Annotated in this window: 18 protein-coding genes; 7 read left to right on the top strand and 11 right to left on the bottom strand. The window is 65.9% G+C overall.

Going from position 1 to position 20,238, the window contains the following annotated elements:
- Nucleotide 1: 1 nt before the first annotated feature.
- From CACI_RS44235 to CACI_RS44190, 10 genes are all read right to left on the bottom strand, one after another.
- Nucleotides 2–1,057, bottom strand: a complete 1,056-nt coding sequence (locus CACI_RS44235; RefSeq protein ID WP_015797483.1) for a pentapeptide repeat-containing protein — start codon at nt 1,055–1,057, stop codon at nt 2–4.
- A gap of 113 nt (nt 1,058–1,170) precedes the next feature.
- Nucleotides 1,171–1,464 (bottom strand): hypothetical protein, encoded by a 294-nt coding sequence (locus CACI_RS44230; RefSeq protein WP_015797482.1) that lies wholly within the window; start codon nt 1,462–1,464, stop codon nt 1,171–1,173.
- Nucleotides 1,465–1,475: 11 nt separating this feature from the next.
- Nucleotides 1,476–2,513: a DnaB-like helicase N-terminal domain-containing protein gene (locus CACI_RS44225; protein WP_015797481.1), complete on the bottom strand. Its 1,038-nt coding sequence runs from the start codon at nt 2,511–2,513 to the stop codon at nt 1,476–1,478.
- A gap of 6 nt (nt 2,514–2,519) precedes the next feature.
- The gene (locus CACI_RS44220) at nt 2,520–3,428 is read right to left on the bottom strand and encodes a hypothetical protein (RefSeq protein ID WP_015797480.1); all 909 of its coding nucleotides are present in this window, start codon (nt 3,426–3,428) and stop codon (nt 2,520–2,522) included.
- A complete protein-coding gene (locus CACI_RS44215) occupies nt 3,425–5,266 on the bottom strand; it encodes a type IV secretory system conjugative DNA transfer family protein (RefSeq protein WP_015797479.1) in 1,842 nt (613 codons plus the stop codon). The genes CACI_RS44220 and CACI_RS44215 overlap by 4 nt, the downstream gene beginning before the upstream one ends.
- Nucleotide 5,267: 1 nt before the next feature.
- Entirely contained in the window at nt 5,268–6,785 is a 1,518-nt protein-coding gene (locus tag CACI_RS44210; protein WP_015797478.1) for a VirB4 family type IV secretion system protein, read from the bottom strand.
- 5 nt (nt 6,786–6,790) lie between these two features.
- Nucleotides 6,791–8,350 (bottom strand): SCO6880 family protein, encoded by a 1,560-nt coding sequence (locus CACI_RS44205; protein WP_015797477.1) that lies wholly within the window; start codon nt 8,348–8,350, stop codon nt 6,791–6,793.
- A complete protein-coding gene (locus tag CACI_RS51880) occupies nt 8,347–9,723 on the bottom strand; it encodes a hypothetical protein (RefSeq protein ID WP_190276701.1) in 1,377 nt (458 codons plus the stop codon). The genes CACI_RS44205 and CACI_RS51880 overlap by 4 nt, the downstream gene beginning before the upstream one ends.
- A 191-nt stretch (nt 9,724–9,914) precedes the next feature.
- Nucleotides 9,915–10,652: a lipase chaperone gene (locus tag CACI_RS44195; RefSeq protein ID WP_015797475.1), complete on the bottom strand. Its 738-nt coding sequence runs from the start codon at nt 10,650–10,652 to the stop codon at nt 9,915–9,917.
- A 43-nt stretch (nt 10,653–10,695) separates the two neighbouring features.
- The gene (locus CACI_RS44190) at nt 10,696–11,007 is read right to left on the bottom strand and encodes a hypothetical protein (RefSeq protein WP_015797474.1); all 312 of its coding nucleotides are present in this window, start codon (nt 11,005–11,007) and stop codon (nt 10,696–10,698) included.
- A 255-nt stretch (nt 11,008–11,262) separates the two neighbouring features.
- Here CACI_RS44190 and CACI_RS44185 point away from each other — a divergent pair, with 255 nt between their 5' ends.
- The 6 genes from CACI_RS44185 (at nt 11,263) to CACI_RS46985 (ending at nt 18,130) form a co-directional block, all read left to right on the top strand.
- Nucleotides 11,263–11,727, top strand: a complete 465-nt coding sequence (locus tag CACI_RS44185) for a helix-turn-helix domain-containing protein (RefSeq protein WP_015797473.1) — start codon at nt 11,263–11,265, stop codon at nt 11,725–11,727.
- 102 nt (nt 11,728–11,829) lie between these two features.
- The gene (locus CACI_RS44180) at nt 11,830–12,438 is read left to right on the top strand and encodes a hypothetical protein (RefSeq protein ID WP_143765654.1); all 609 of its coding nucleotides are present in this window, start codon (nt 11,830–11,832) and stop codon (nt 12,436–12,438) included.
- The gene (locus CACI_RS44175; protein ID WP_015797471.1) at nt 12,435–13,616 is read left to right on the top strand and encodes an MAB_1171c family putative transporter; all 1,182 of its coding nucleotides are present in this window, start codon (nt 12,435–12,437) and stop codon (nt 13,614–13,616) included. Before CACI_RS44180 ends, CACI_RS44175 begins: the two co-directional genes overlap by 4 nt.
- A complete protein-coding gene (locus CACI_RS44170) occupies nt 13,613–14,209 on the top strand; it encodes a hypothetical protein (protein ID WP_223297415.1) in 597 nt (198 codons plus the stop codon). Before CACI_RS44175 ends, CACI_RS44170 begins: the two co-directional genes overlap by 4 nt.
- Nucleotides 14,210–14,519: 310 nt before the next feature.
- Nucleotides 14,520–15,623, top strand: a complete 1,104-nt coding sequence (locus CACI_RS44165) for a C40 family peptidase (protein ID WP_015797469.1) — start codon at nt 14,520–14,522, stop codon at nt 15,621–15,623.
- 314 nt (nt 15,624–15,937) lie between these two features.
- On the top strand, nt 15,938–18,130 hold the full coding sequence (locus CACI_RS46985) for a HEPN domain-containing protein (protein ID WP_049871930.1): 2,193 nt from the start codon (nt 15,938–15,940) through the stop codon (nt 18,128–18,130).
- Between the two features lie 92 nt (nt 18,131–18,222).
- Here the strand turns inward: CACI_RS46985 and CACI_RS44155 are convergent, their stop codons facing one another.
- Nucleotides 18,223–18,801 (bottom strand): hypothetical protein, encoded by a 579-nt coding sequence (locus CACI_RS44155; protein WP_015797467.1) that lies wholly within the window; start codon nt 18,799–18,801, stop codon nt 18,223–18,225.
- Between the two features lie 90 nt (nt 18,802–18,891).
- Between CACI_RS44155 and CACI_RS44150 the strand changes: the two genes are divergently transcribed.
- The gene (locus tag CACI_RS44150) at nt 18,892–20,073 is read left to right on the top strand and encodes a pentapeptide repeat-containing protein (RefSeq protein ID WP_015797466.1); all 1,182 of its coding nucleotides are present in this window, start codon (nt 18,892–18,894) and stop codon (nt 20,071–20,073) included.
- Nucleotides 20,074–20,238 lie beyond the last annotated feature (165 nt).

Raw genomic sequence — 20,238 nt, 5'->3', positions numbered from 1 at the left:
GTCATGCTGTGCCAGCTGGCAACCACTCGATGTCGTCTGGCTCTGCGAACCCATCCGGCCAAAGCAGTAGACGCTCGCGGCCGAGTCGCGCTCGGCTGAAAGTGAGGGCCTTCGATCCGAGAGTTGCCCCGTTGAACCTGATGACGTCGCCTCGGAACGTCGACTCATCGAATGAACCACCCTGCTCAAATGACGCCCCGTTGAAGAGTACCTCGCCATCAAACACTGACTGGTTGAACACGCACCCCCCGTGAAACACTGCCTCGCTAAACCAGGCGACTCCGTGAAAAGTGGACTTGCGGAATGTGACGTACTCCTCGAAAGTCACCTGCTCGAAATCGAGAAGCGCATGGAACGTCGCCTCATCGAAGCTGGCAACCCCTTGGAACGTCACCTTCACGGCGCGAAACTCGTCGATCTCTACATTGGAGAAGTCCAAGTTGAAGAGACTGGCGTGGCTCAGATCGACTTCAGCGAAACGCCAGAAGCCAGGGTGACCAGGACGTAGCCGCTCAGCGAGCACCATCTGAGCCGTTGTACGCACCTCGCGCTCAGCCTTGTCGCCAGTGTCCGGGTTCGGATCGTAAGGCATCCGCAAGTACGCACACAGAACTTTCAAGCACGTCGGCCGGTCGCGTTCCGAATCATCAGCGATCCGGGCCAGGGCGTAGACGCCACCGAGGCGAACGGCAGCCTTGTCACTACCGAGCTGGGCCACGGCTTGTGTGTAGCGTTCCGTGAAGAGCTTGTCCTGGTCCCGGACATGCGTCGCCTCATCGGTGCGCTGCTTCCGGTACGCCACGTACAGCCCCGCGACAGCTCCAGACCCGCCGACCACCAATAGCGACGTCTTCGCCACGTCCAACCGCGCCGACTTGGCACCGGGGACGAACGTCAGCAGCAGGAAGTACACAACCATCGCTCCGAAGACGCCGGCGATGAGAAGTGCCGTGTAGATGGCCGCGAACGGTGCCGGCTGGTAGATGCGGGTCCGGGCTACCTTGGTCGGCCATCGCAGGAGACGACTACGCCTGTGTTTCTCGATTTCCCCACCCATGGCCGAAGGCTAGCGTGTGATCACGCACCGCGACGAGAGTGCGTGAGCTTCGCTGGCACCGATGCGCTGACGGGATGCGGATGACGAGCTGGCCAAGGAGTCGCCAGAATGTGTTAGTGACGCTTAGAGTGGGCGACCACCTGGGCATCAGCTTCGCGCATCTGGATGCTCCGCCGATCGAGAGTGGCAGCGAGCCCCGTTTCAGCCATGACCCACTCCTTCGTGCGGCGATTCTCGATCCACCACTCATCTTCGTAGAAGACCGCTTCGACTACCACGCTGATGGTGACTGCGGTCCCATCCGCAATAGCTGCCTGCATCTCCTCTGCGCTGAGGCGGAACTCCTTCAGCGCATCGTCAGGCTCGCGGGTGACGCGGGTGTCCGTGACTTGCTTCTCATTCTGCATGTCGCGTCTCCTCACGCCTTCAGCTCGGGGCCGTTGGGCTCGATCGTCGGTTGCTGGGGAAGGAGAAGCGGGGCAGGTAGCGCGCCATGGTTCAGAGCCCGTCCTTGTGCGGCGTCGGCGTGGGCCTCGGGGCCAGCCACCGAGACTACGGCCTGCGCAGTGACTCGATCGGCTTCTGCGGCGAGCACGGTGTTGGTGTGCTCGATCAACAGGTCGCGTCCGACCGTGAGGGCCGCGCCGTATTCGACAGTCGCGGTTGCCAACAACGCGAGGTAGCCGACGGTCGGGCCTGGACCCATCCGCCCCGCTTCCTCCGGTGCCATCCCCTCCTGGATGTCATCGAGTGCTCGACGCCGGCTGAGCTCCCAGGCGACGGTAAGTTCCTGAACTGGTTCGCCGCGGTCGTCGACGATGAGGATCGTCTCGTAGATCTGCCGGTTGGAGGGGGAGGTGAAGACTTCGGGGTCGAGCCAGTGGACTTCGGGGATCAGTTCCGGGTGCTGGATCAGGTCCGACAGAATGGTGCGCTCCCGTTCCGTGGCCAGCATCCATGAGTCGTAGGCGGCGGCGGTGTAGGTCAGCGAGCTGGTGGTCTCTCCGACCCAGGCAAGGCCACTGTCATGAGTGCGCAGGGCATCAGCGAGTAGTGCCAGATGGTCTAGGCGGGGGTCGAGCCCGCGTATGGGTCCGGCTTCGCCGGTGAGGCGTTCCGCGTGGGCAGCCATCTCGCGTCGAAGAGCCGCCTCGGCGACCATCCGTCCGTAGACCGCGATGGCGTCGGGATCCGGGCAGGACATCGCCAGGCCGCCCAGGTATTCGGCGTCGACGCCGGAGCGGCCGACGGTTCGCGCCACCTGATCGGCCAGCGCGGCGCCAGCCAAGTCTGGCCGGGAGATCGCGAGATCGACGATCGTCTTGTAGATCTGTTGGTGCGTGGGGTCGGCGAAGTCGGTGAACGGCAAGTAGCCGACGTCGTTGAGCAGGGTCCGGTCGATGAGCGCTGCGCCGATGAGCGCCTGCTCCGCCCGGTGGGTGAGGTGGTCGGTCATCGCGATCTAGCTTTCTGCAGGGCGGTTGGAGCGGGTGGTGAAGGCAGTCACTCGGGCGTCTGCTTCAGCCAGGTGGGACTGCCGGAAGTCGAGCCCCTGGGAGGTCACGACGTCGGTGACCTTGGCCCAGCCGTCGTCAGTGCGCTTCCACCAGAACTGCTGGTAGGACACGAAGGTGTCGACGGACCGGCTCATCGGGGTGGCGTTGCCGCTGGCGAGGTGGGCCGCCATGGTCGCTGTGGTCAGGAACAAGTCGCGGTCGCTCATGCTCTCCTTCTTCGCTACGGCTAGCAGGTCCGCGGGCACGCCCGCGAGTGGGTCGCCGGCAGACCAAGCGGACTGGATCTCCGGTGATATCGCGGCGGGCACGACGCCATCGCTCTTGTGGCCGCTTCGACAGTTGCGGGCGTAGAACATCACGCCACCTGTGATCAGTTGCCGCAACTCGTTATGCCAGTAGCGGGCAGCCTGCCCGCTGGGGCCTTTGGCGCCGTAGATCTCCTCGCGCCACACCTTCAGCGCGTACAGCTCCTCGATCAGGCCCGGGTGCTGGCTCCAGCAGCGGGGCAGGCGTGTCTCGACGCTCAACTCATAGCGGTCGTGCAGCCATGTGACCCACGCGACGAGCTGTGGCCAGGCAGCCCGGCGTTCCTCCGAGTTCATCGCGTGCCACTCGCGGATTCCGGCGTGTTCGGCGGGTCGCTGGCCGCGGCGCCGGTCCCTGAGCGCTCTCGAAGGAAGTCCCGAGCGGCCTCGTCCCTGCCGGGGCACGCTGGGCGCGGCGAACGGCTTGGCCTCCGATGAAGGCTCGTCCGGGTCGGGCTCCTCATCGGTCTTAGGCAGCAGCGAGCGCGGGTTCTCGTCGCGGCTACCGAAGACTGCGGCCTTCCACCGCGGGGCGTCGTCGTTGGTCATGCCGCCTCCTGCTTCTGCGCAGTCTCGGGGCTTCCGCGGCGAGCCTGTTCTTCGGTGATGATGGCGCGGGCCTCCTTCACGGCCGTCGCGAACGCGGCGGCATGGGGGCCTTCGTAGTGACGCTGCATGCGCACCTTCACGGCCGGTGTCGTAGCGTGGATGACCAGTGCCTCCCGGCGTTCCGAGGACAGAGTGCGGATCTGCTCCGGCGAGATTGTCTTCCTGTCCAGGAGAGTGGTCTGCATGCTGTAGCCGCTGCTTCCGTGCTGGTGGGTGGTCAGCGATTCGCGGTACTCACCGCCGAGCTTGGACAGGTCGTCGAGTTCGTCGCCCGACAGACCGCCGAGCGCGATCTTCACCGTCGCTGCCCCCCAGATCTTCGCCGCGCCGTTCGGCCCCCAGCCGTCGATCGCCTGAGCCATGTCCTGCAACACCATGACCATGAAGATCCCGGAGCCGCCGGAGTAGGAGATCAGGTCGGGCAGCTGCGGAAGCGGACTCACGTTGGCGATCTCGTCGCCGAGGATCGCGAGCGGGGCATCGAGCCGGCCGCCGGTCGAGTCGTCCGCCAGGCGCTTGGCCGTCTCAATCACCTCGTCGAAGAAAGCAGAGACCAGCGGTGCGAGACTCTTCGCGCGGTGCTTGGGCACCAGGATGTAGATGGTGCCGTTGGACCGCAGGAAGTCCTCGATGTCGAAGGTCGCTCCGGCCTCCGGGGCGAACGTCGCGCGGGCGGCGACGGACAGCAGCGGCGCCACCGCGGTCTGCACGGTCGTCCACAGATTGGAGCGGGTCGTGTCCGCTGGTGCCCGATAGAGGTTGTCCAGCATCTCCGCGACATCGGGGGCAGCCTTCGGGTTGGTGCCGAGGATGTGGACAGGTTCGTCCAGGCCCTCGTTGAAAGCCCAACGGAGCACGTCGGTCATCGGGCGTCCTGAGATCGCGGCGGCGTGCAGCCAGCCAGCCATGAGGTTCGTCGCGGCTAGGCCGAAGAACTTGTTGTCGCCCCCGCCGGTGTTGTCGCCGCTGCTCTTGCCGACAGTGACCATCACTTCGGCCCGCAGAATCGCCTTGTCGAAGTCCTCGCAGTCGGCCAGCGGCGCCCACTGAACGTTGTCCGGCCACGCGACCATGCCGGTCGGCGCCATCACCAGCACAGGACCCTGTTCCGCGCGGATCGTCGCGGTGTTCTCCAGCACATCGGTCCGCGCGCTGGTCACGATCGCCGGGCCTCGCCAGCCGTGCAGCCACGGGATGATGCACTGGCTCGACTTGCCCTGACGAGGGGGAGCCAGCATCAGCACGCTGTCCTCGATCGAGATCGCCACCGGTATCCCCGCCGGGTCGGCCCAGCCGATCCGAACGCCGACGTCGACAAGCGTGAACTTGACTCCCTTCACGCTGGGACGCACCACCGGGCCCCGCTTGAGCACAGCCTTCTCGGACAGGGAGACGCCGATCTGCTGGCGGGATGCGAAGCCGCGATACGAGCGTCCCCTCCACGCTCGCTTCGCCGCGATGATCCCCAGCCAGCACATAGCCGTCAGCACCACGGCGGCGGCGATGCCGAAGCCGACCGGTCCGGGAAGGTCCGGCCGCGCGCTGGCCGGCCAAGCCAGCTTCGGGTTGCCCCAGTGGTGCGGCAGAGCCCTGATGATCTTCGGAACCTGTCCGAGGCTCGCCTTGGGCAGCGTGAGGTGCGTGATGAGTCCGGCGAGCTCACCGGTCACGTAGACGCCGGGCACGGCCACGACGACCGCGACGATCAAAGCGAAGATCGCGTAGTCGGCGGGCCCGTCGAGCACGGGCCGGCGTGCGACTGTGACGTCACCAGCCATCTCACACGACCATGCGTTCGTTGGTGTGGTAGAGCTGCCGCTCCAGCGGCGTGAGCACGGTCTGCACGACGTGGCTGGCGCTGCGGCCGACCTTCCAGACGGCACGTCCGCGGTGTTCGCCCGACCAGCTCGCGATGTGCGCGCACTCGGTGTCGGTAAGGCCGATGGCCTCACGCGTCATCGCGAGCGGCGCGGTGTCTTGCCGCAGGCAGATCCGCACGTCACAGCTTGCGATCAAATTCTTTGCGATGGTGACTTCCTCGGAGCCGGCCGCGCCTACGGCCTCGAAGTCGGCCAGTCGGTGCGTACTCAGAACCTGGATGGTGCCCTGAGCTCGGGACAGGCGCAGGTCCGAGTCGAGTTTGCGGATCATCGCCGGGACGCGCATTGCCCGCCACAGTTCGTCGCGCACGACGAGGCGGACCGGACCGCCGGGCTCGTCAATCGCGGCCTGGCCCCAGCTGGACACACAGGCGAGCGTCATCGCCACGGTCTCGTCGCCGCGGCCGTCGATCCGGGACAGGTCAACGGTCTGAATAGGCGCGGAGAAGTCGACGCCGACCGTGGTCGGTCCGTCGAACAAGCCGCTCAAGGAGCCCTGGACCATGTTGCCCAGCGCGTCGACGGCCGGACGAATCATCTCCCGCAGTTCGTCTACATCGCCGTCACGAACGCGCAGTTCCTCGGCCATCTCCGGCAGCGGGTCACGCAGCAGCGCCCACACCTGGGGAATCGTCGGGTCGATGAGCCTGTTCCCAGCGGCTTCCCCCGAAGCTTGCTTGATCGCCAGAGAGAAGGCCGCTTCCTCGGTCGGGGTCAGAGCGCGGCCAAGGCGCATGACGACCAGCGAAGCGAGCAGGGTGATGCGGCGTCGGTGGATTTCCTCCAGGCGCTCGCGCAGGAGTTCCGGGTCGGCGGGGAGGTTCATGCCGAGCGGTCCGGCGTCCAGCGGGTTGAGGCGGGCGCCGAGGCCCGGTCCGAGTTCGACCGGTTCCACACCGAGCGCTCTCGACAGGGCCGCGTATTCGTTCTTGATGTCGCCCAGGACGAACGTCTTGACGCCGTACGCCATCAGCCTCATGGCCAAGGACTTGATGGCGGCGCTCTTCCCCGCTCCGGGCACGCCGGTGATCAGCATGTTCGGGTTGGTGATCAGGCCGCTGTGGAGCCATTCGATCGGGTGGCAGGAGAAAGCCCCGCCGGTGAGGCAGTCGACACCGATGTAGACGCCGACCGGCGGCATGCTCTGGCCGTACAGCCACGGATACAGCCCGGAGAACTGCCCGGTAGAGCTGCGGAAGACTGGGATCGGGGGCGTCTTGGGAGCGCGACCGGCGAACTTCCGGGCGTACCCGCGGCGCGGTGGCGTCGGGTCGGCCGGAACCTTGCGTTTCTTGCTGTCGGTCGTTGACGTCGCGGTGCCCGCGGACTGCTGCGCGGTGTCGGACGCGGGGGCCAGGAGGCTGGCGAAGTCCACTTCCGGCAGCCGCGTCTTCTTGGACTTGTTCGTGAGAGCCATCGCCGTCACCACCGCATCTTCGGCAGGCCGAAGCCAAGGGGAAGCGAGCTCATGCTGAATCCGACGTCTTGAGCCATCCACAGCCGACGAAGCTCGATGCGCGCGGCGGCGGCATCGGCCTCCAGCGCTGCGCAGGCGTCTTCGAGCTGGTCGGCCTCGGTGACAGTGACGGTGACGAAGCCCGTGAAGCGCACCAGGCCATGCCCTGCGGCGCGTTCGGCGTCCTGCTCCTCCGCGCGGCGCAGAGCAGCCTGCTCGTGTTCAGGCACGATCTGCCCGGTGCGCTGGCGCATGCGGATCGCGACGTGACGGGCGGTGCGCTCGCGCATCACTTGGCGCTCGGCGACGCGCGGTCCCAGCGGCTCGATGTGGATGCTGAAGGCGCGACGGTGCGTGCCCTCGCCAAGCAAGGGCGCCAGCGCGGTACTGAAGACTTGGTTGCGTGGCCAGTCGTGAACCACGTACGTCACCGAGTCCGCGCCGTCGTGCAGGTACGAACCACGCTTGGCCTCTGCGGCGGCCGGGCCGGCGACACCCGGATCGACTCCTGGGGCGAGCCCAGTTTCGCCCCGGTCGGCGATCGTGGAATTGGCGCTGGCGCGGCGGTCGGCCAGGGTGCGAGCAGAGTGCGGATCGTAGGCCGTGCGGATCACCTCGGCCAAGTCGCGCGGGCCGAGCCAGCCGTCAACCTGGAGGTCAGCGCCGGAAATGGAGGAGGTTAGGGCTCGCAGATGGCGGACCAGGACCGCGGCGGCTCCGGCAGCGCCACCGCCTGCTCCCTTGATGGCCTGCCCGGCGCGGCGCTCGTCCATGACGAAGGCGAGGTATGCCTCCCTCTGGCTGGTGCTCAGGGTCGACGTGGCCAGTAGGGTGCTGGTGATCTGAACAGCCGTCTCGGGAGCGTCTGCGGCAAGGCGGTCGTGGTGCCAGCGACGCAGGGACGCGCCGGATTCGGGGACGATCCGCTGAAGGGCCTGAACCCTGATGATCGGGTTGCCCTCGGTGCACAGCCCCGACAGCAGGGTTCCCCAGCCGGCCACGCGCTGGTCTCGCCGGGCGGAGTCGACAAGCCCGATCCCGGGGAACTTGATCCTCGCGACGGCGGTGTACGTGCGGTCATAGCGGTGGTGGACCACGGCCATGGTGCTGTTCCCGGTGTCGGCCTCCAAGATGCGCAGTGGCGCGAGGATCCCGGGCAGGTCCATCGGCCTGGGTCCGGCCGGGTCCGTCTTGGACGCCGGGCTGAACGCCGCGGCGGCGAACTTGTGCTGGTTGCGGAACTTCAGAAGCTGGAAGGACACGGCGGCCACGAACCATTCGTCGGTGGTGCGTCCGGCGATGCGGACGAAGGCGAGCAGGGCGAGCAGGATCGCGATCGGCCACGCCACGATGCCTGCTGAGATGTCGGATGCGGCCAGCGGCGACACGGCCACCAGGACGGCAGCGCCACACATCACGGCGCGCTGCGCGGTCATCCCGAACAGGAAGTTGACCTTTTCGGACTGCCACCCGAAGTAGGTCCGGGACGATCGGGTCTCGGAGGGAAAGCTGCTGGATGTGCTCACTTCGGCTCCCCGTGGTGATCGGTATCAGTACCTTGCGGCGGCTGCACGGGCTGGATCGGAGCCGCGTCGTGGACCGCGGGGAACTCGACGGTGGGCGGGTCGTTACGCGGCGAGATGGGTTCGACGGGGGTCGGCGGTGTCAGAGGCTGAGCAACCGGCGACTGTTCCGGTTGGCTGTGGGCCGCCGGCGCGGCTGCCGGGGGTCGTGACGCCGTGAGGTCCTGCGGCGCGACGGGATCCGCTGGCGCGGCGTGGCGCTCGGGCACCGTCTCAGGTGCAGAGGCCGCGACCGGTTGCTGTGCGACGGCCGGTGCAGGCTGTTCCGCAGTCGGTCGTGCTGCTGGCGCCGGTCGACCACGCGCCGCCGAGGGTGGGGCGTAGCCGGCGGGATGGCTATACGGTCCGGTCGGGTGCATTCCGGCGTGCCCCGCCATCTGCTCCATCCGGCCGCCCAACGCGTTCACGCCCTTCTGGGCCATGCTCAGTCCGGCCGCCGCGATACCCATCGGCCCGAGAGCAGCGCCGGCCGCGGCCTTAGCGCCCACGCCGCCTGCTCCGGCGCCGGCCATGGCGGGAGCCCCGGCCGCAGCCGACGATCCGGCTCGGCCAGACATGGCGGACATGGTGCGCGCTTCGCTCTGTCGGGCAAACTGCTCCGGCGGGATGCCGGTCGGAGATCCGCCAGCTGCCGATGCGGTCTTGCCTGCGGCGAAGCCGAGCACGGCGCCCAGTCCACCGGCCGCTCCGACCTGCACGGAGGCGAAGGTGAACAGGCGGCCGATCACCGGCCAGGCGAAGACGGCCAGCAAGAGGACCAGGATGCCGATCAGAAGCCCCTGGATGTCCTTGCTGCCGGCGCTCAGGTTGAAGCCCAGCGCGAAGACGAGCGCGATCACCGGCTTGAGGATGATCAGCTGGATGCAGGAGGTGCAGAGCTTGGTCCACCACTCCTTCGTGGCCTGCGACATCTGCCCGACAGCCGAGATCGGCGAGGTGGCGACCAAGACGGCCAAGGCCGCGTTGCGGATCAGGAGCTCCAGCCACAGCACCACCGTGGCCAGCAACGCGAGGACCGACACGAAAAGCAAGAGCGTCATCGAGACGCCGCCGCCGGCCGACCCGAAATCGGCGAAGCTGCCGAGCTTGGCGGTCATCGCATCGATGCTGCCGAAGCTCTGTTTGATGATCGATTGGGTGATGTCGTCTGAGGCCAGCAGCGCCGCGTTGGCGAAGACGAGGATCAGCATGAAGGACAGGGCGGTCTTGCCGACGCCGACGAGCGCGGTCGCCACTGGCGTGCCGTCGTGGGTGATCACCGTGCGGATGATCTGGCCGAGCAGGATGAGTACCGCGATGAATCCGGCGATGCCCATCGAGATGGCGTAGACGTTGCGGACGCCCGGCGAGGTGACGTCGATGTTCGGCATCGACGCGAAGGCTTGCGCGAACGCCTTGAGCAGCTGGTCAGCGGCGTCAGCGAAGGACTTGCAGACCATGTCCCAGGCGCTGGAGGCGACCGAGGATGCGGCGTCGCTGATGCAGTCGATGGGGTTGATGGGGCAGCTCACTGTGCGAGCTCCTGCCATCCGAGACTGCTGGCCTGGTCCGAGCCGGGTGCGGCGGCCAGGCTGGTGTAGGTGGCGCCATCCGGCTTGAGCACCTTCCAGTCGCCTCCGGCCCAGTGCATGCGCAGCGGGAAAACGGCGTTGGAACTCTTGGTGCCGGTACCGGGCAGAGAAATCGTGTAGCGGGCCAGCAGCAGCACCGTGACCTGATCGGCGGAGGCGTCACGGACCTGGTATTCGGCCGGACCGAGCATGACGGCCGCGGCCGAGGGCAGCAGCCCGGAAGTCGGGAGTCCCAGCGAGGCGCGGGCGTCCGAAGTGCCCTTCGCCCACTCCGCAGGCCCGTCCGTGTAGGACGGGTCGGCGACCAGGCGCATCACAGCTGCGGTGCGGTCGGGGTCCAGGGTGGAGCCCAAGTCGGTCATGTACTCCGACGCGGCCGAGACTGCGCCGGCCAGCGTGTGCGGGTAGCCGACGGAGACCCCGCCGACGAGCTGGCCACCCGGGGTCAGGGTCACCGGCGCGGCGGAACCGGGGCCCGCAGGCGCCACGGCGGTTGCGGCGGTAGTGGTCGGCCCCGCATTCGCGTGTGTAGACGGGCTGTCGGCGCTGGCGTGCGTACCGGACATCGCCGACGCCACGACGTAGGTGAGGCCGGTCAGGGCCGCCAGCCCGACCGCCGTGACGGCCACATAGCGGCTGGTCCGGCGGCGTGGGTTCAGGAACTCGTTGCTCATGGCGCTACTTCCGTTGCTCTGAAGTACTGGTCAAAGCCCTTACTTAGTGAGCAGCGCCGAAGACGGTGTTGACCAACGGGATCGCGCAGGCGGTGACGATGACACCCCCGAGGGACCAGACCAGGGCCCGCTTGCCCTTCTCCTGGTGGTCAGGGCGGTTGCTCAGCGATCCGACGGCCATCAGCCCGCCGGAGGCGACCGCAGCGACGGCGGCAGCCACCAAGCAGCCCCACTTCACGTAGGAGAGCAGGAGGCTCACCCCGTTGGAGCCGCTGGTCGGGTCGGCCGGCGCCGGGTTGGTGATGTCCGCCGGGAGGGCGCCGAGCGCGTGCACGACGAAGTGGATCGAGCTCATGGGTGGGGACTCCTTGCCGCCTGGGAACCCGATCGGACCGGTCGACGCCGGCCGCGGGTAGGGATGAGTTGCCGAGGCCCTGAACTGCATGTTTTGCTGTAGCAGAACCTCGGGGGAGGAGTTTAGGCAGCAATGACCAGTGCTTGTCAACTACAGCATAATTTCAGACAGCATGACTTCGGGTTGCGTTTGCTACAGCAGATGAGGCATGCTGGCGCGGATCGCTGAATCTGAAATCGGAGGAGTAGTTGCGCGATGGGCGAGAGGCCAGAGGACGCCGATGACATCGGCGTGATCGCCAAGCGCATCGAGCACCTGTTCACGACCGTCTACCCCGGGTCGCTGGGGCGGCCCTACACGCTGCGCGAAGCCGTCGAGAAGATCAACGCTGACGCCGGCGAGAACCTGATCTCGGTCGCCTACCTCAGCCAGCTGCGCAACGGAGACAAGCGCCATCCGGCGTTCGACAAGCTCGCGGGGGTAGCCAAGCTCTTCGGCGTGAGCACCGACTACTTCCTGGACGACGAGACGGCCGCCAGGACTGACCAGCAGTTGGCCTTGGTCGCCGCGATGCGCGAACAGGGCGTGGACCGCCTTGCGACGCGGTCCTTGGGACTGTCGGCGAACAGCCTCGAAGCCATCCTCGGCATGATCGAGAACGCGCGCAAGATCGAGGGTCTGCCCGATGACGAGGGCGACGTCCCGGCTCAAGGGCAGTGAGCCTGCTCACTCCACTCCGCGCTGTAGTGCAGCGTTGTCAATTCGTGATTTTCTTTCTGCCTGTCTGATCGCTTACCGTGGCGAACGCGGGAGTTGTTGCCGTTGTCCGTTTTCATCTCGGTAGCGCGGCGCGATTGGCGGGTCTCCCGCCATCAAGCGGGAGGAATCGGCGTGCGAGACCTGAGGCGGCTTCGTCGTGCCTGCGAACGGCGCATAGACGAACTGCGGATCCCACGACCGTTCGACTTGGACGCGTTCATAGCCAGCGTCCAGAAGCAGCGCGGCGGGCGACGGATCCACGTGCGGCCGTCGCCGATCCCGGCCAGCGAGGTTTCGCCCTATGGCATGTGGGTCGCCACCCACGATGCCGACTTCATCGTCTACGAGCCGGAGACGACGCCCCTTCACCGCGCGCAGATTGTGCTGCACGAGGTGGGGCACATGATCTTCGATCACCACTCCGACGAGGTGGTGGACCCTCGGATCCTGCGTGTCCTGTTCCCCGACCTGGACCCTGCGATCGTGAAGCTGATTCTGAGCCGCCACGACCACCACAAGCGCGAAGACGAGTTCGAGGCGGAGATGTTCGCCTCCGTTGTGCTGGAAAGGGCTGGCTACGAGCCAGGCCCGGTCTTGACTGAGGACGGCCTGATGGACCGTATCGGCGATGCACTCGGGCATCCGATGCGACGTCGGGAGCGTGGCATATGAAGCCGGCCATCGTCGTAATCTTGTGGGCGGTCACCATCTGGCGGCTGGGATCGATTCGTGACCAGCCCTGGAAGCGCTCTCTGTGGCTCGCCTTCTTCGGGCTCGCGGTCGCGATGACCGTGACGCTCCCGGCCGTCACCCGCGCCATCGACGAGTCGACAGGTATCGCCGACCTCGCCACGCTTATCAAGCACTTGGCCGGCATCGTCGCGTGTGGTGCTGTGCTCGACTGGGTCCTCGCGCTGAACTCCCCCCAGGCCATGGGCACCTTCCCAGCCCGCCGCCACTACATCGCCGCGGTCACCATGGTCGCGTTGACGGGTCTCTTCTTCGCCATCGACCGGCAGGAGACGTTTAACTTCGCCGAGTTGGAATCGGGGGACGGCGCGGCGGCGACGGCGTACATGCTGACGTTCGAGGTCTACCTCGGCATCGCGATGGGCATCGCGAGCAACCTGTTCTGGCGAGCTTCCAACCGCAAACCCAGCGGCCTCCTGCGGGTCGGGATGTGGATCCTCGCCACCGGAACGGCTCTTGGTGTCGTCTACGCCGTGCTGCGGAGCGGGTACCTGCTCGTTCGGTTCAACGGCAGCCACGCTCCCGGCGGCGACCACGCCATGGTCTCGGCATCTGACGCCGTCCAAGCAGCAGCGATTCTGCTGATCATCATCGGCACGTCGATTCCGCCCGTGAGCGCCGGCCTCAAGGCCTTCGCCAACTACCGGGCGCTGCGCGTGTTGCGCCCGCTATGGAAGGACCTCACCGCTCAAGTGCCGTCGATTGTCCTTGGTACGCCGCCGACCAGAGTCCAGGACTGGATGGCCGTCCGCGAGGTCCAGCACCGGCTCTTGCGGCGGGTCGTGGAGATCCGCGACGCAGCTCTCATGCTTCGCGGACTTGTCGACGAAACCGACCAGGAAAGCGTTCGCACACAGCTAAGGAATAGCGGCTTCAGCGGCAGCGAGTTGGAGGCTGGCTGCGAGGCAGCATGGATCCACTCCGCCATCGCCGCCAAGAAGCAGCAGCGGACGGTCGTGGCCCAAGGCGCGACACTTCGCCCGCGAGACAGCTCCGCGCTGGAGGACGAAGTTCGCTGGTTGCTCCTGGTAGCTCGTTTCTACCGCAGCCCCAAGACCAGCACCTCTACCGCAACGCCCGCACTTGCCACGGAGTCATGATGACCACCGCACCCGCCGCCACGTCTCCCTCCTTCGCCCGTAGGGTGACCGACGGCCTGGAGCCGAAGAACTGGATCTTGGCCGTCACACTCCTCGTCGGCTGGCAGGTCGACCGGTTCGCCGGCATCGGATGGGGCCTGCTCGGCGCCCTGTTCGCCGCCGTCATACCCATCGCCTTCATCAAGTACGGCATGAAGCGCGGTCGTTGGGCGGACCGCCACGTAGGCGTTAAGCAACACCGTCTGATCGTGATGGTCTTCATCATCGGTTCGGTGGCGACCGGGATCGCCTTGATGATCGGGCTCGGTGCTCCCCGCACCATGACCGCGCTCATCGCCGCGATGCTCACCACACTCGCCGCACTGATGGCGATCACCACCGTGTGGAAGATCTCGGTTCATGCGGCGGTCTCATCCGGCGCCGTCGCCATGCTGACCGTGGTCTATGGGCCGGTTGCCCTGGCCGGGTACGCCCTCGTCGCGCTCGTCGGTTGGTCACGGATCGAGCTCCGCGACCACACCCGCGGCCAGGTGCTCGCCGGCGCGGTTCTCGGCGCCGTAGTGGCCGCAGCGACATTCATCTTGTTCCGCTAGGCGATCAGCAGCTCAGAGCGTCATCAGCGCGCCCGCCGCGATCTCGCCCGCCGCCGTCAGGACCAGCCCCTGGCGGCGGCGGTTTGCTACCCGGAACAACGCGAATCGCTCCGGAACCGAGCGGCAATTCTGCTGTAGTAGACAAGACCCCCTGCTGCTGGCGTATCCTCGGCTAGCGCGTCGCGTCTGCTGTAGCAGAATTGGGTGGTCCTCATCCCCTTGCTGATAGCTGCGTCGTGCTCGTTCCAACGCCGTTCCACCCAGCAAGGACGCACATGAGCACCATCTCCCAGCCGAGCCGAGTGCTGGCATGAACGACGTCGCGAAGAAGGCGAAGTTCGCTCTCGGCGGCACCCTGCTGTCGCCCATAGCCATCGTCCTCGGCATCGCGCTCGCGACCACAGGATCAGGCACTCTCGAACCCCAGACCGTTTTGGCAGCAGCAGCCGCGGCGTCGCTGACGAACCAGCCATGCTCAACTTCCGGACCGGTATCGCCTGGCACGACTGACCTCAGCCCAGGGCACCCGATCACCTCCGGCCAGATCAGCAACGCCCAAATCCTCTACACGGTGTCTCAGAACGACTTACACCTTCCTGAGGACGCGGCGGTGATCGCGATCGCAGCCTCGATCGAGCGGACCCGCCTGGCGAACTACACGGTGAAGAGCGACTACAACGGCTTGGGCCTGTTCAACCAGGACCCGGGCAGCTGGGGGACCGCCGCTGAACTGGCCGACCCCGTTCACGTCGCGACGCAGTTCTACACGCGGCTAGCTCAAGTACCGGACTGGCAGACCATCCCATTCGACCAGGCAGCCAGCGCGGTTCTACGGCTTCCCGATCCTGCAAGGTTCAACTTCGAGCAGTGGGAAGCGATATCCAAGCGCCTCGTCGCTACCTTCGACGGAAGCGCGGGCACTTGCTCCGGGACCGGAGGCGACGGCTCAGCCGGCGGTGGGAGCGACCTCCAACTGCCTCCGGGGTTCACGCTTCCGGTCAACACGCCAGCGGCAGCACGGACCGCCGTAGCGTGGGCCCTGGCGCAGCTTGGGACGCCCTACTCATACGGCGGTAGCTGCACGAACGCACACGACGGCAATCTTGCCGACCAGTGTGACTGCTCATCGCTGATGATGATGGCCTACCGCGCGGCCGGCATCACCATCCCGCGAGGCTCCATCGCTCAGTCCGATGTCGGGACGCCCATCTACAACGTCAACGACCTCAAGCCCGGCGACTTGATCTTCATACCCGGCGATGACGGAACTCCCGAGGCACCGGGGCACGTCGGAATGGCGCTCGGGCAGGGGCTCCTTGTCGAGGCTCCCCACACAGGTCTCACCGTTCGGATTCAGCCGATCGCAGGCTACTGGGAGGGCCAGATCTCCAAGATGCGTCGAATAGTTAATTAGACATTATTCCCGCCACTGGCCTGGTGTTTCCTAACCGCAGTGGCGAGATCCCCGACAGCTAGGCCATTGCCCGTTGCGTTAGATGCAACCCGGTTACGCATCTGGCCGCCGCCTGACGATGCGGCACAGCGTCATTCGCAGAGAGCGTCCGCGCTTCCACCACGCGGGTGGTTCTCGGGTATGAGGCTGCTACCGCCGCAGTCCTCAACTCGACAGCCGACTACAGTCGGCGTTCTCCAGGCCCAGCCTGTCCTCATCCTCAGGCGATCTTGCGGGTCGTTGTGGGAAGGTTCTGCTATCCAAAGGAGGCAGCCTTGAGCGACGAGGCTCTGCGAGCACAAGACGGCAGTCTCAGCGATGTAGAGCGCATCGTTGGTGCGTGCGCCGAGCACCTGCGGCCCCAGGACGAGTGGACACTGGTGACGGAACACCCGGGCAGCCTTGCGCTCGCGGTTATCAGCTCGATCTGGTCGATCGAGACACGGTACCCAATTGCGCGAGGCGTCATCGGTCGGTACCGGACTGTCCGTATGCGGGAGGGGGCTGACCCGTCGAAGGACTCCTTGACCGATCTTCTCGGCCTCTACGAGCGCCTTGGTGGCGTCACCGAGTTCATCGACAAGATCGGCACACGTAATAGGGTGTCGACACAGCCGGATGCGCCCAGCAGGGGCCAAGCTGTGCTTCTGGCGGCCAAGGTCTTGGTCGATCTCGGAATCGACTCCGCCGAGCAGTTTGTCGAAGCCGACGAAACGGATCTCGGCCGAGATGCACGAGATGCATGGTTGACGGTCCCCGGCCAGGAGGCGGGAATCTCCTGGCGCTACCTGCGGATGCTGCTGGGGTTGCCTGACGTGAAACCAGACCGGATGATCGTCCGATTTGTCGCCGCAGGGCTCGGTGTCACAGAGGATGCTCTGTCCTCGGACACGGCAGCGGAATTGGTTAAGGCTGCTGCCGAGCGCACTGGCGCCGACCTGAGCGCCTTAGACCACGAGATCTGGGAGTACCAGGCCGGTTACAGGGGCAACCGCGACCTTGCCACCACGACCGACCACCTCAGGACCGTTGCACGTGCCTTTGTCGGTGCTGCGCTCCCGGCGCTTGCTGAGCTGAGAGTTGTGCCAGCCTCGGTCTACCGGCCCTTCCTGCGCGTCGGCAACGACTACGAAGGAAGCAATGTGATGGGCCTGCCGGAGTTCACAGAACTCGAAGCCGCGGTCCAGCGCCTCCTCCCCGAGCGGTTCATGCTGTCGACGACTCCGCCGAGGCAGCCGAATCTAGAATTCGCAAACTCATACATCTTCGGGCTTCTCGAAGCAGCGATCGCGCGTTGCGCCGTCGCCTTGGCTGACTTCGAGGCCGACAACGAGCTCGTGGGCCAGACAATCGAGGATTGGCTCGCACTTCTGGAGGCGGGAACCGAGCAGCTGCACTGCTGCCGCGTCGTCTCGCACGTCACCACCGAGACCGATGAGCCGGTCAAAATCGGTGAAATCACTGTCTCCCCGGAGACTGGACCAGGCAGTCTTCTCGAACGGACTCAGGAGATGATTCCCCGGGCGCTCGACGAGCGTCCTCCCCACACGTTCGACCCTCCACAGAGCCTGGTCATCGCAACCACGTCGAGCTCCCCCGTCGAGGCGTATGCGGCGAGTCGCCGAATCGAGGGCGACGTTGATCGGTTCCTCCTACTCGCCCGACTACTGTTGGCCGGCACTCATCAGTCTTGCTGGGAGATCACCGGACCTGCAAGCTCCGTATCGAAGCGCTACCCCGCGCATCACGTTTTCGGCAAAGGCGCTATGTCCACCTTGATGCAGCGAGTCGTCAAGTTGAACACAGGCCACGCCCCAGCCTTCGCAGCTCTCGGAGGATACCTGGACGCGGCGAAGGTCAAACGTGCGGGCAAAGTGACGACCACATTCGACGTCGCGTTGTACCGGTTCAATCGCGCACACGAGGCACACGATGACTATGAGGCGATCGTTGACCTGGCCACCGCACTCGAAGCGGTTCTGATCAGCGACGGCAATGAGACTGACGCGATCTCGCTGCGTCTCCGCGGACGCGCGGCTGCCCTTCTGGTGACTGAGGTGGACTCCGGGCGCGCAATCTTTGAAGATGTAGGCAGGCTCTACAAGTTGCGCTCGAAACTGGTGCACGGAGGGAGCATCAGCGAGAAAGACCTACGCGACATCACCACAGGTCTTTCGACGGCGCCCAGCGATATGCCTCCCCGCGTCAGCCTCGCATTCGCCGTCGACCGTATGCGTGACTTGGTGCGCCGGGCATTTCTTGCCCGTCTCTGCCTCGCCGCTGAACCCGATGCCCTCTGGCCGTTTGGCCAGGAAGTGCCGGTAGACGCGATGATGGCGGACGAACACGCGCGAGACGCCTGGCGACAGCGTTGGCGAGGTGTGCTGGCGGATCTCGGAGTTCCGGAGGCCGCTGAAGCAGCCGCCCCCGGAGTCGACCCGCTTAGGGACGATTCCACCACACAGTGATGCTCGACCGACAGGTTCCTGCTTAACGGCATCGGAGTAGTCTGACAGCCCGTCACCAGTCGGCAGTGTCATGCCGCTGGGCTCCGCGCGTGTCACGGCGACTCTTCGACAACCGGAAGCGGCATGGGCACCGGCGGAGAGTTCAGCGCATCGAATGCGTTCTGTACGTTCCGCAGCGCTTCAGCCCTGGCCATCACCCGCCACAAACGGATGAAGTAGATCGACTGAATGTGTGCTGTCAGGTCCCCAAGCAGCCGGACCTTGTCAGCCTCGGTCCGCTCAGACAGCCACACGCCGCGCGTCTCGGTGGCGTACCGGCCGGCGATGACCCGTAGATTACGCGGCCAGCTCAGCGCGTAGAACGCCGAGTTGTCGATCAACCACACCGTGGTCTCATCGATCAGCCCCCGCCATCGCTCGCTCTCGCCTTCCAGCCGTGCACGCACAACATCGGATACGTCATCAGGGATGTCCCAAGCCACGAGCGCCCCGCAGAGCGTGAGCATCGTAATCGCGCAGTTCGAAAAGCGGTCGCGGGCATCGTGCACCGCCTTCACACGGGCCTTGCGCGCATCGAGGCGCGACACGACGGTCAGGTCGGGAACCATCCGCGCCACCACCGAAGTGCCTGCGGCGATCAGGACTGTAGCGAGCCAGGTCGGCATGGACATGGACCATAGGTTCTCGCGGTATGACGAGCGCTGGTGCCGGTTCGGGGCAATACGCCACCCGCGCCATGACGCGACGGCTAGCCTTCGGCCATGAGTGCGGGCGTGCAGAAGAGATACCGTCGTGTTCTGACGCTTCGTCGAGACCGAGAGCCGCGGCCGTACCGCCCACGGCCGTTCCCTGCTATCTACGCGGCGCTACTGGTAGCCGGCGTCATCGGCACAGCTGGGGTCTACCTGCTGCTGTTGTGGCTGATTCCGGGCGCTAAGGCCAACCGGCTGGACGTCGCGAAAACCGCGCTGCTGGTGGTCGGTGGGTCCGGCGCGGTCGCCGGCCTTTACGTCGCGTATCGGAAGCAGAGAACCGACGAGGCCAACCACATACGTGACCAGGACAAGCTGTTCACCGAGCGATACACGCAAGCCATAGCCCAGCTCGGGAACACGGCCGCCGCAGTGCGACTCGGCGGTGTCTACGCTCTCGCCCGAATAGCGGACGACTCAGAACGCGACAGGCAGACCTGCATGGAAGTGCTGTGTGCCTACTTGTGCATTCCGTACGATCCAAACACCGCGGACCCGGGTGAAGTAAAGGTTCGTGCAGCAGCCCAGGCCACAGTGTTCGCACGGTTGCGACCCGACCACAAGAGCTTCTGGGCCAACGCCGTAGTTGACCTCAGCGGCGCCCGCCTTACCAATGTCTCACTGCGGCACGCCAAAACCGCAGGCGCCTACTTCGTCGACACCGAGTTTGACGGGATCTGCGAGTTCGACCACACAGCGTTTTACGGAGGCGCCATATTTAGGGGCGCGCACTTCCACCAAGGCAACGAGGTCGACTTCCAGGGCGCTCTGTTCGGCTGGGCCAACTTCGACGGCGTGAAGTTCGACCGTGCCGTACGGTTCGACGACGTGCAGATCAACGGCGTCACAGGGTTCGCCAACGTCGAGTTCGGAGGCGACGCATCGTTCAAAAACACTCGATTTGCCATGGGCGCGGCGTTCCGCGAATCCCGGTTCGCGGGTTCGGCCAGCTTCAACGGCGCGACCTTTACGAAGATCACACACTTCACCGATGCTCACTTCGCGGCGACCACGTCGTTCGACCACGTGACCTTCGGCGAGGCCGTTTGGTTCTACCGATCGGTCTTCCCCGACCCGCCGCCGTCGTTCACCCGCGCCATGTTCCTCGGCGAGCGCCTGTCAGTGTGGCCCGACGGATTCGCCCCGCCCGACGCCGCGCGGAACCCGCCGGGCGTGCCCGCAAAGCCGTAACCAGAATTTGCTCATGCCCTTCTGTGTCGGCGAGTTCCTTGACGCCAGCTGAGGCCAGCCGCAACGTGACCCACGTGACAGCAGCCGACCTCAGACAAGGCCCCACGACACGACTGAACTCGTCGCCTGACCGGGGACAGAGAATACGACGCGGTTCAGATATGT

Source organism: Catenulispora acidiphila DSM 44928 (assembly GCF_000024025.1).
Classification (GTDB): Bacteria; Actinomycetota; Actinomycetes; order Streptomycetales; family Catenulisporaceae; genus Catenulispora; species Catenulispora acidiphila.
The sequence above is the reverse complement of the archived record's forward strand: the minus strand, read 5'-3'. Positions and strand labels throughout refer to the sequence as shown.

Bases quoted from the DNA above. Each gene is read 5' to 3' on its own strand.
- CACI_RS44235 (WP_015797483.1), bottom strand. From the start codon at position 1,057: ATGGGTGGGGAAATCGAGAAACACAGGCGTAGTCGTCTCCTGCGATGG.
- CACI_RS44230 (WP_015797482.1), bottom strand. From the start codon at position 1,464: ATGCAGAATGAGAAGCAAGTCACGGACACCCGCGTCACCCGCGAGCCT.
- CACI_RS44225 (WP_015797481.1), bottom strand. From the start codon at position 2,513: ATGACCGACCACCTCACCCACCGGGCGGAGCAGGCGCTCATCGGCGCA.
- CACI_RS44220 (WP_015797480.1), bottom strand. From the start codon at position 3,428: ATGACCAACGACGACGCCCCGCGGTGGAAGGCCGCAGTCTTCGGTAGC.
- CACI_RS44215 (WP_015797479.1), bottom strand. From the start codon at position 5,266: ATGGCTGGTGACGTCACAGTCGCACGCCGGCCCGTGCTCGACGGGCCC.
- CACI_RS44210 (WP_015797478.1), bottom strand. From the start codon at position 6,785: ATGGCTCTCACGAACAAGTCCAAGAAGACGCGGCTGCCGGAAGTGGAC.
- CACI_RS51880 (WP_190276701.1), bottom strand. From the start codon at position 9,723: ATGGGCATCGCCGGATTCATCGCGGTACTCATCCTGCTCGGCCAGATC.
- CACI_RS44195 (WP_015797475.1), bottom strand. From the start codon at position 10,652: ATGAGCAACGAGTTCCTGAACCCACGCCGCCGGACCAGCCGCTATGTG.
- CACI_RS44190 (WP_015797474.1), bottom strand. From the start codon at position 11,007: ATGAGCTCGATCCACTTCGTCGTGCACGCGCTCGGCGCCCTCCCGGCG.
- CACI_RS44185 (WP_015797473.1), top strand. From the start codon at position 11,263: ATGGGCGAGAGGCCAGAGGACGCCGATGACATCGGCGTGATCGCCAAG.
- CACI_RS44175 (WP_015797471.1), top strand. From the start codon at position 12,435: ATGAAGCCGGCCATCGTCGTAATCTTGTGGGCGGTCACCATCTGGCGG.
- CACI_RS44170 (WP_223297415.1), top strand. From the start codon at position 13,613: ATGATGACCACCGCACCCGCCGCCACGTCTCCCTCCTTCGCCCGTAGG.
- CACI_RS44165 (WP_015797469.1), top strand. From the start codon at position 14,520: ATGAACGACGTCGCGAAGAAGGCGAAGTTCGCTCTCGGCGGCACCCTG.
- CACI_RS44155 (WP_015797467.1), bottom strand. From the start codon at position 18,801: ATGTCCATGCCGACCTGGCTCGCTACAGTCCTGATCGCCGCAGGCACT.
- CACI_RS44150 (WP_015797466.1), top strand. From the start codon at position 18,892: ATGAGTGCGGGCGTGCAGAAGAGATACCGTCGTGTTCTGACGCTTCGT.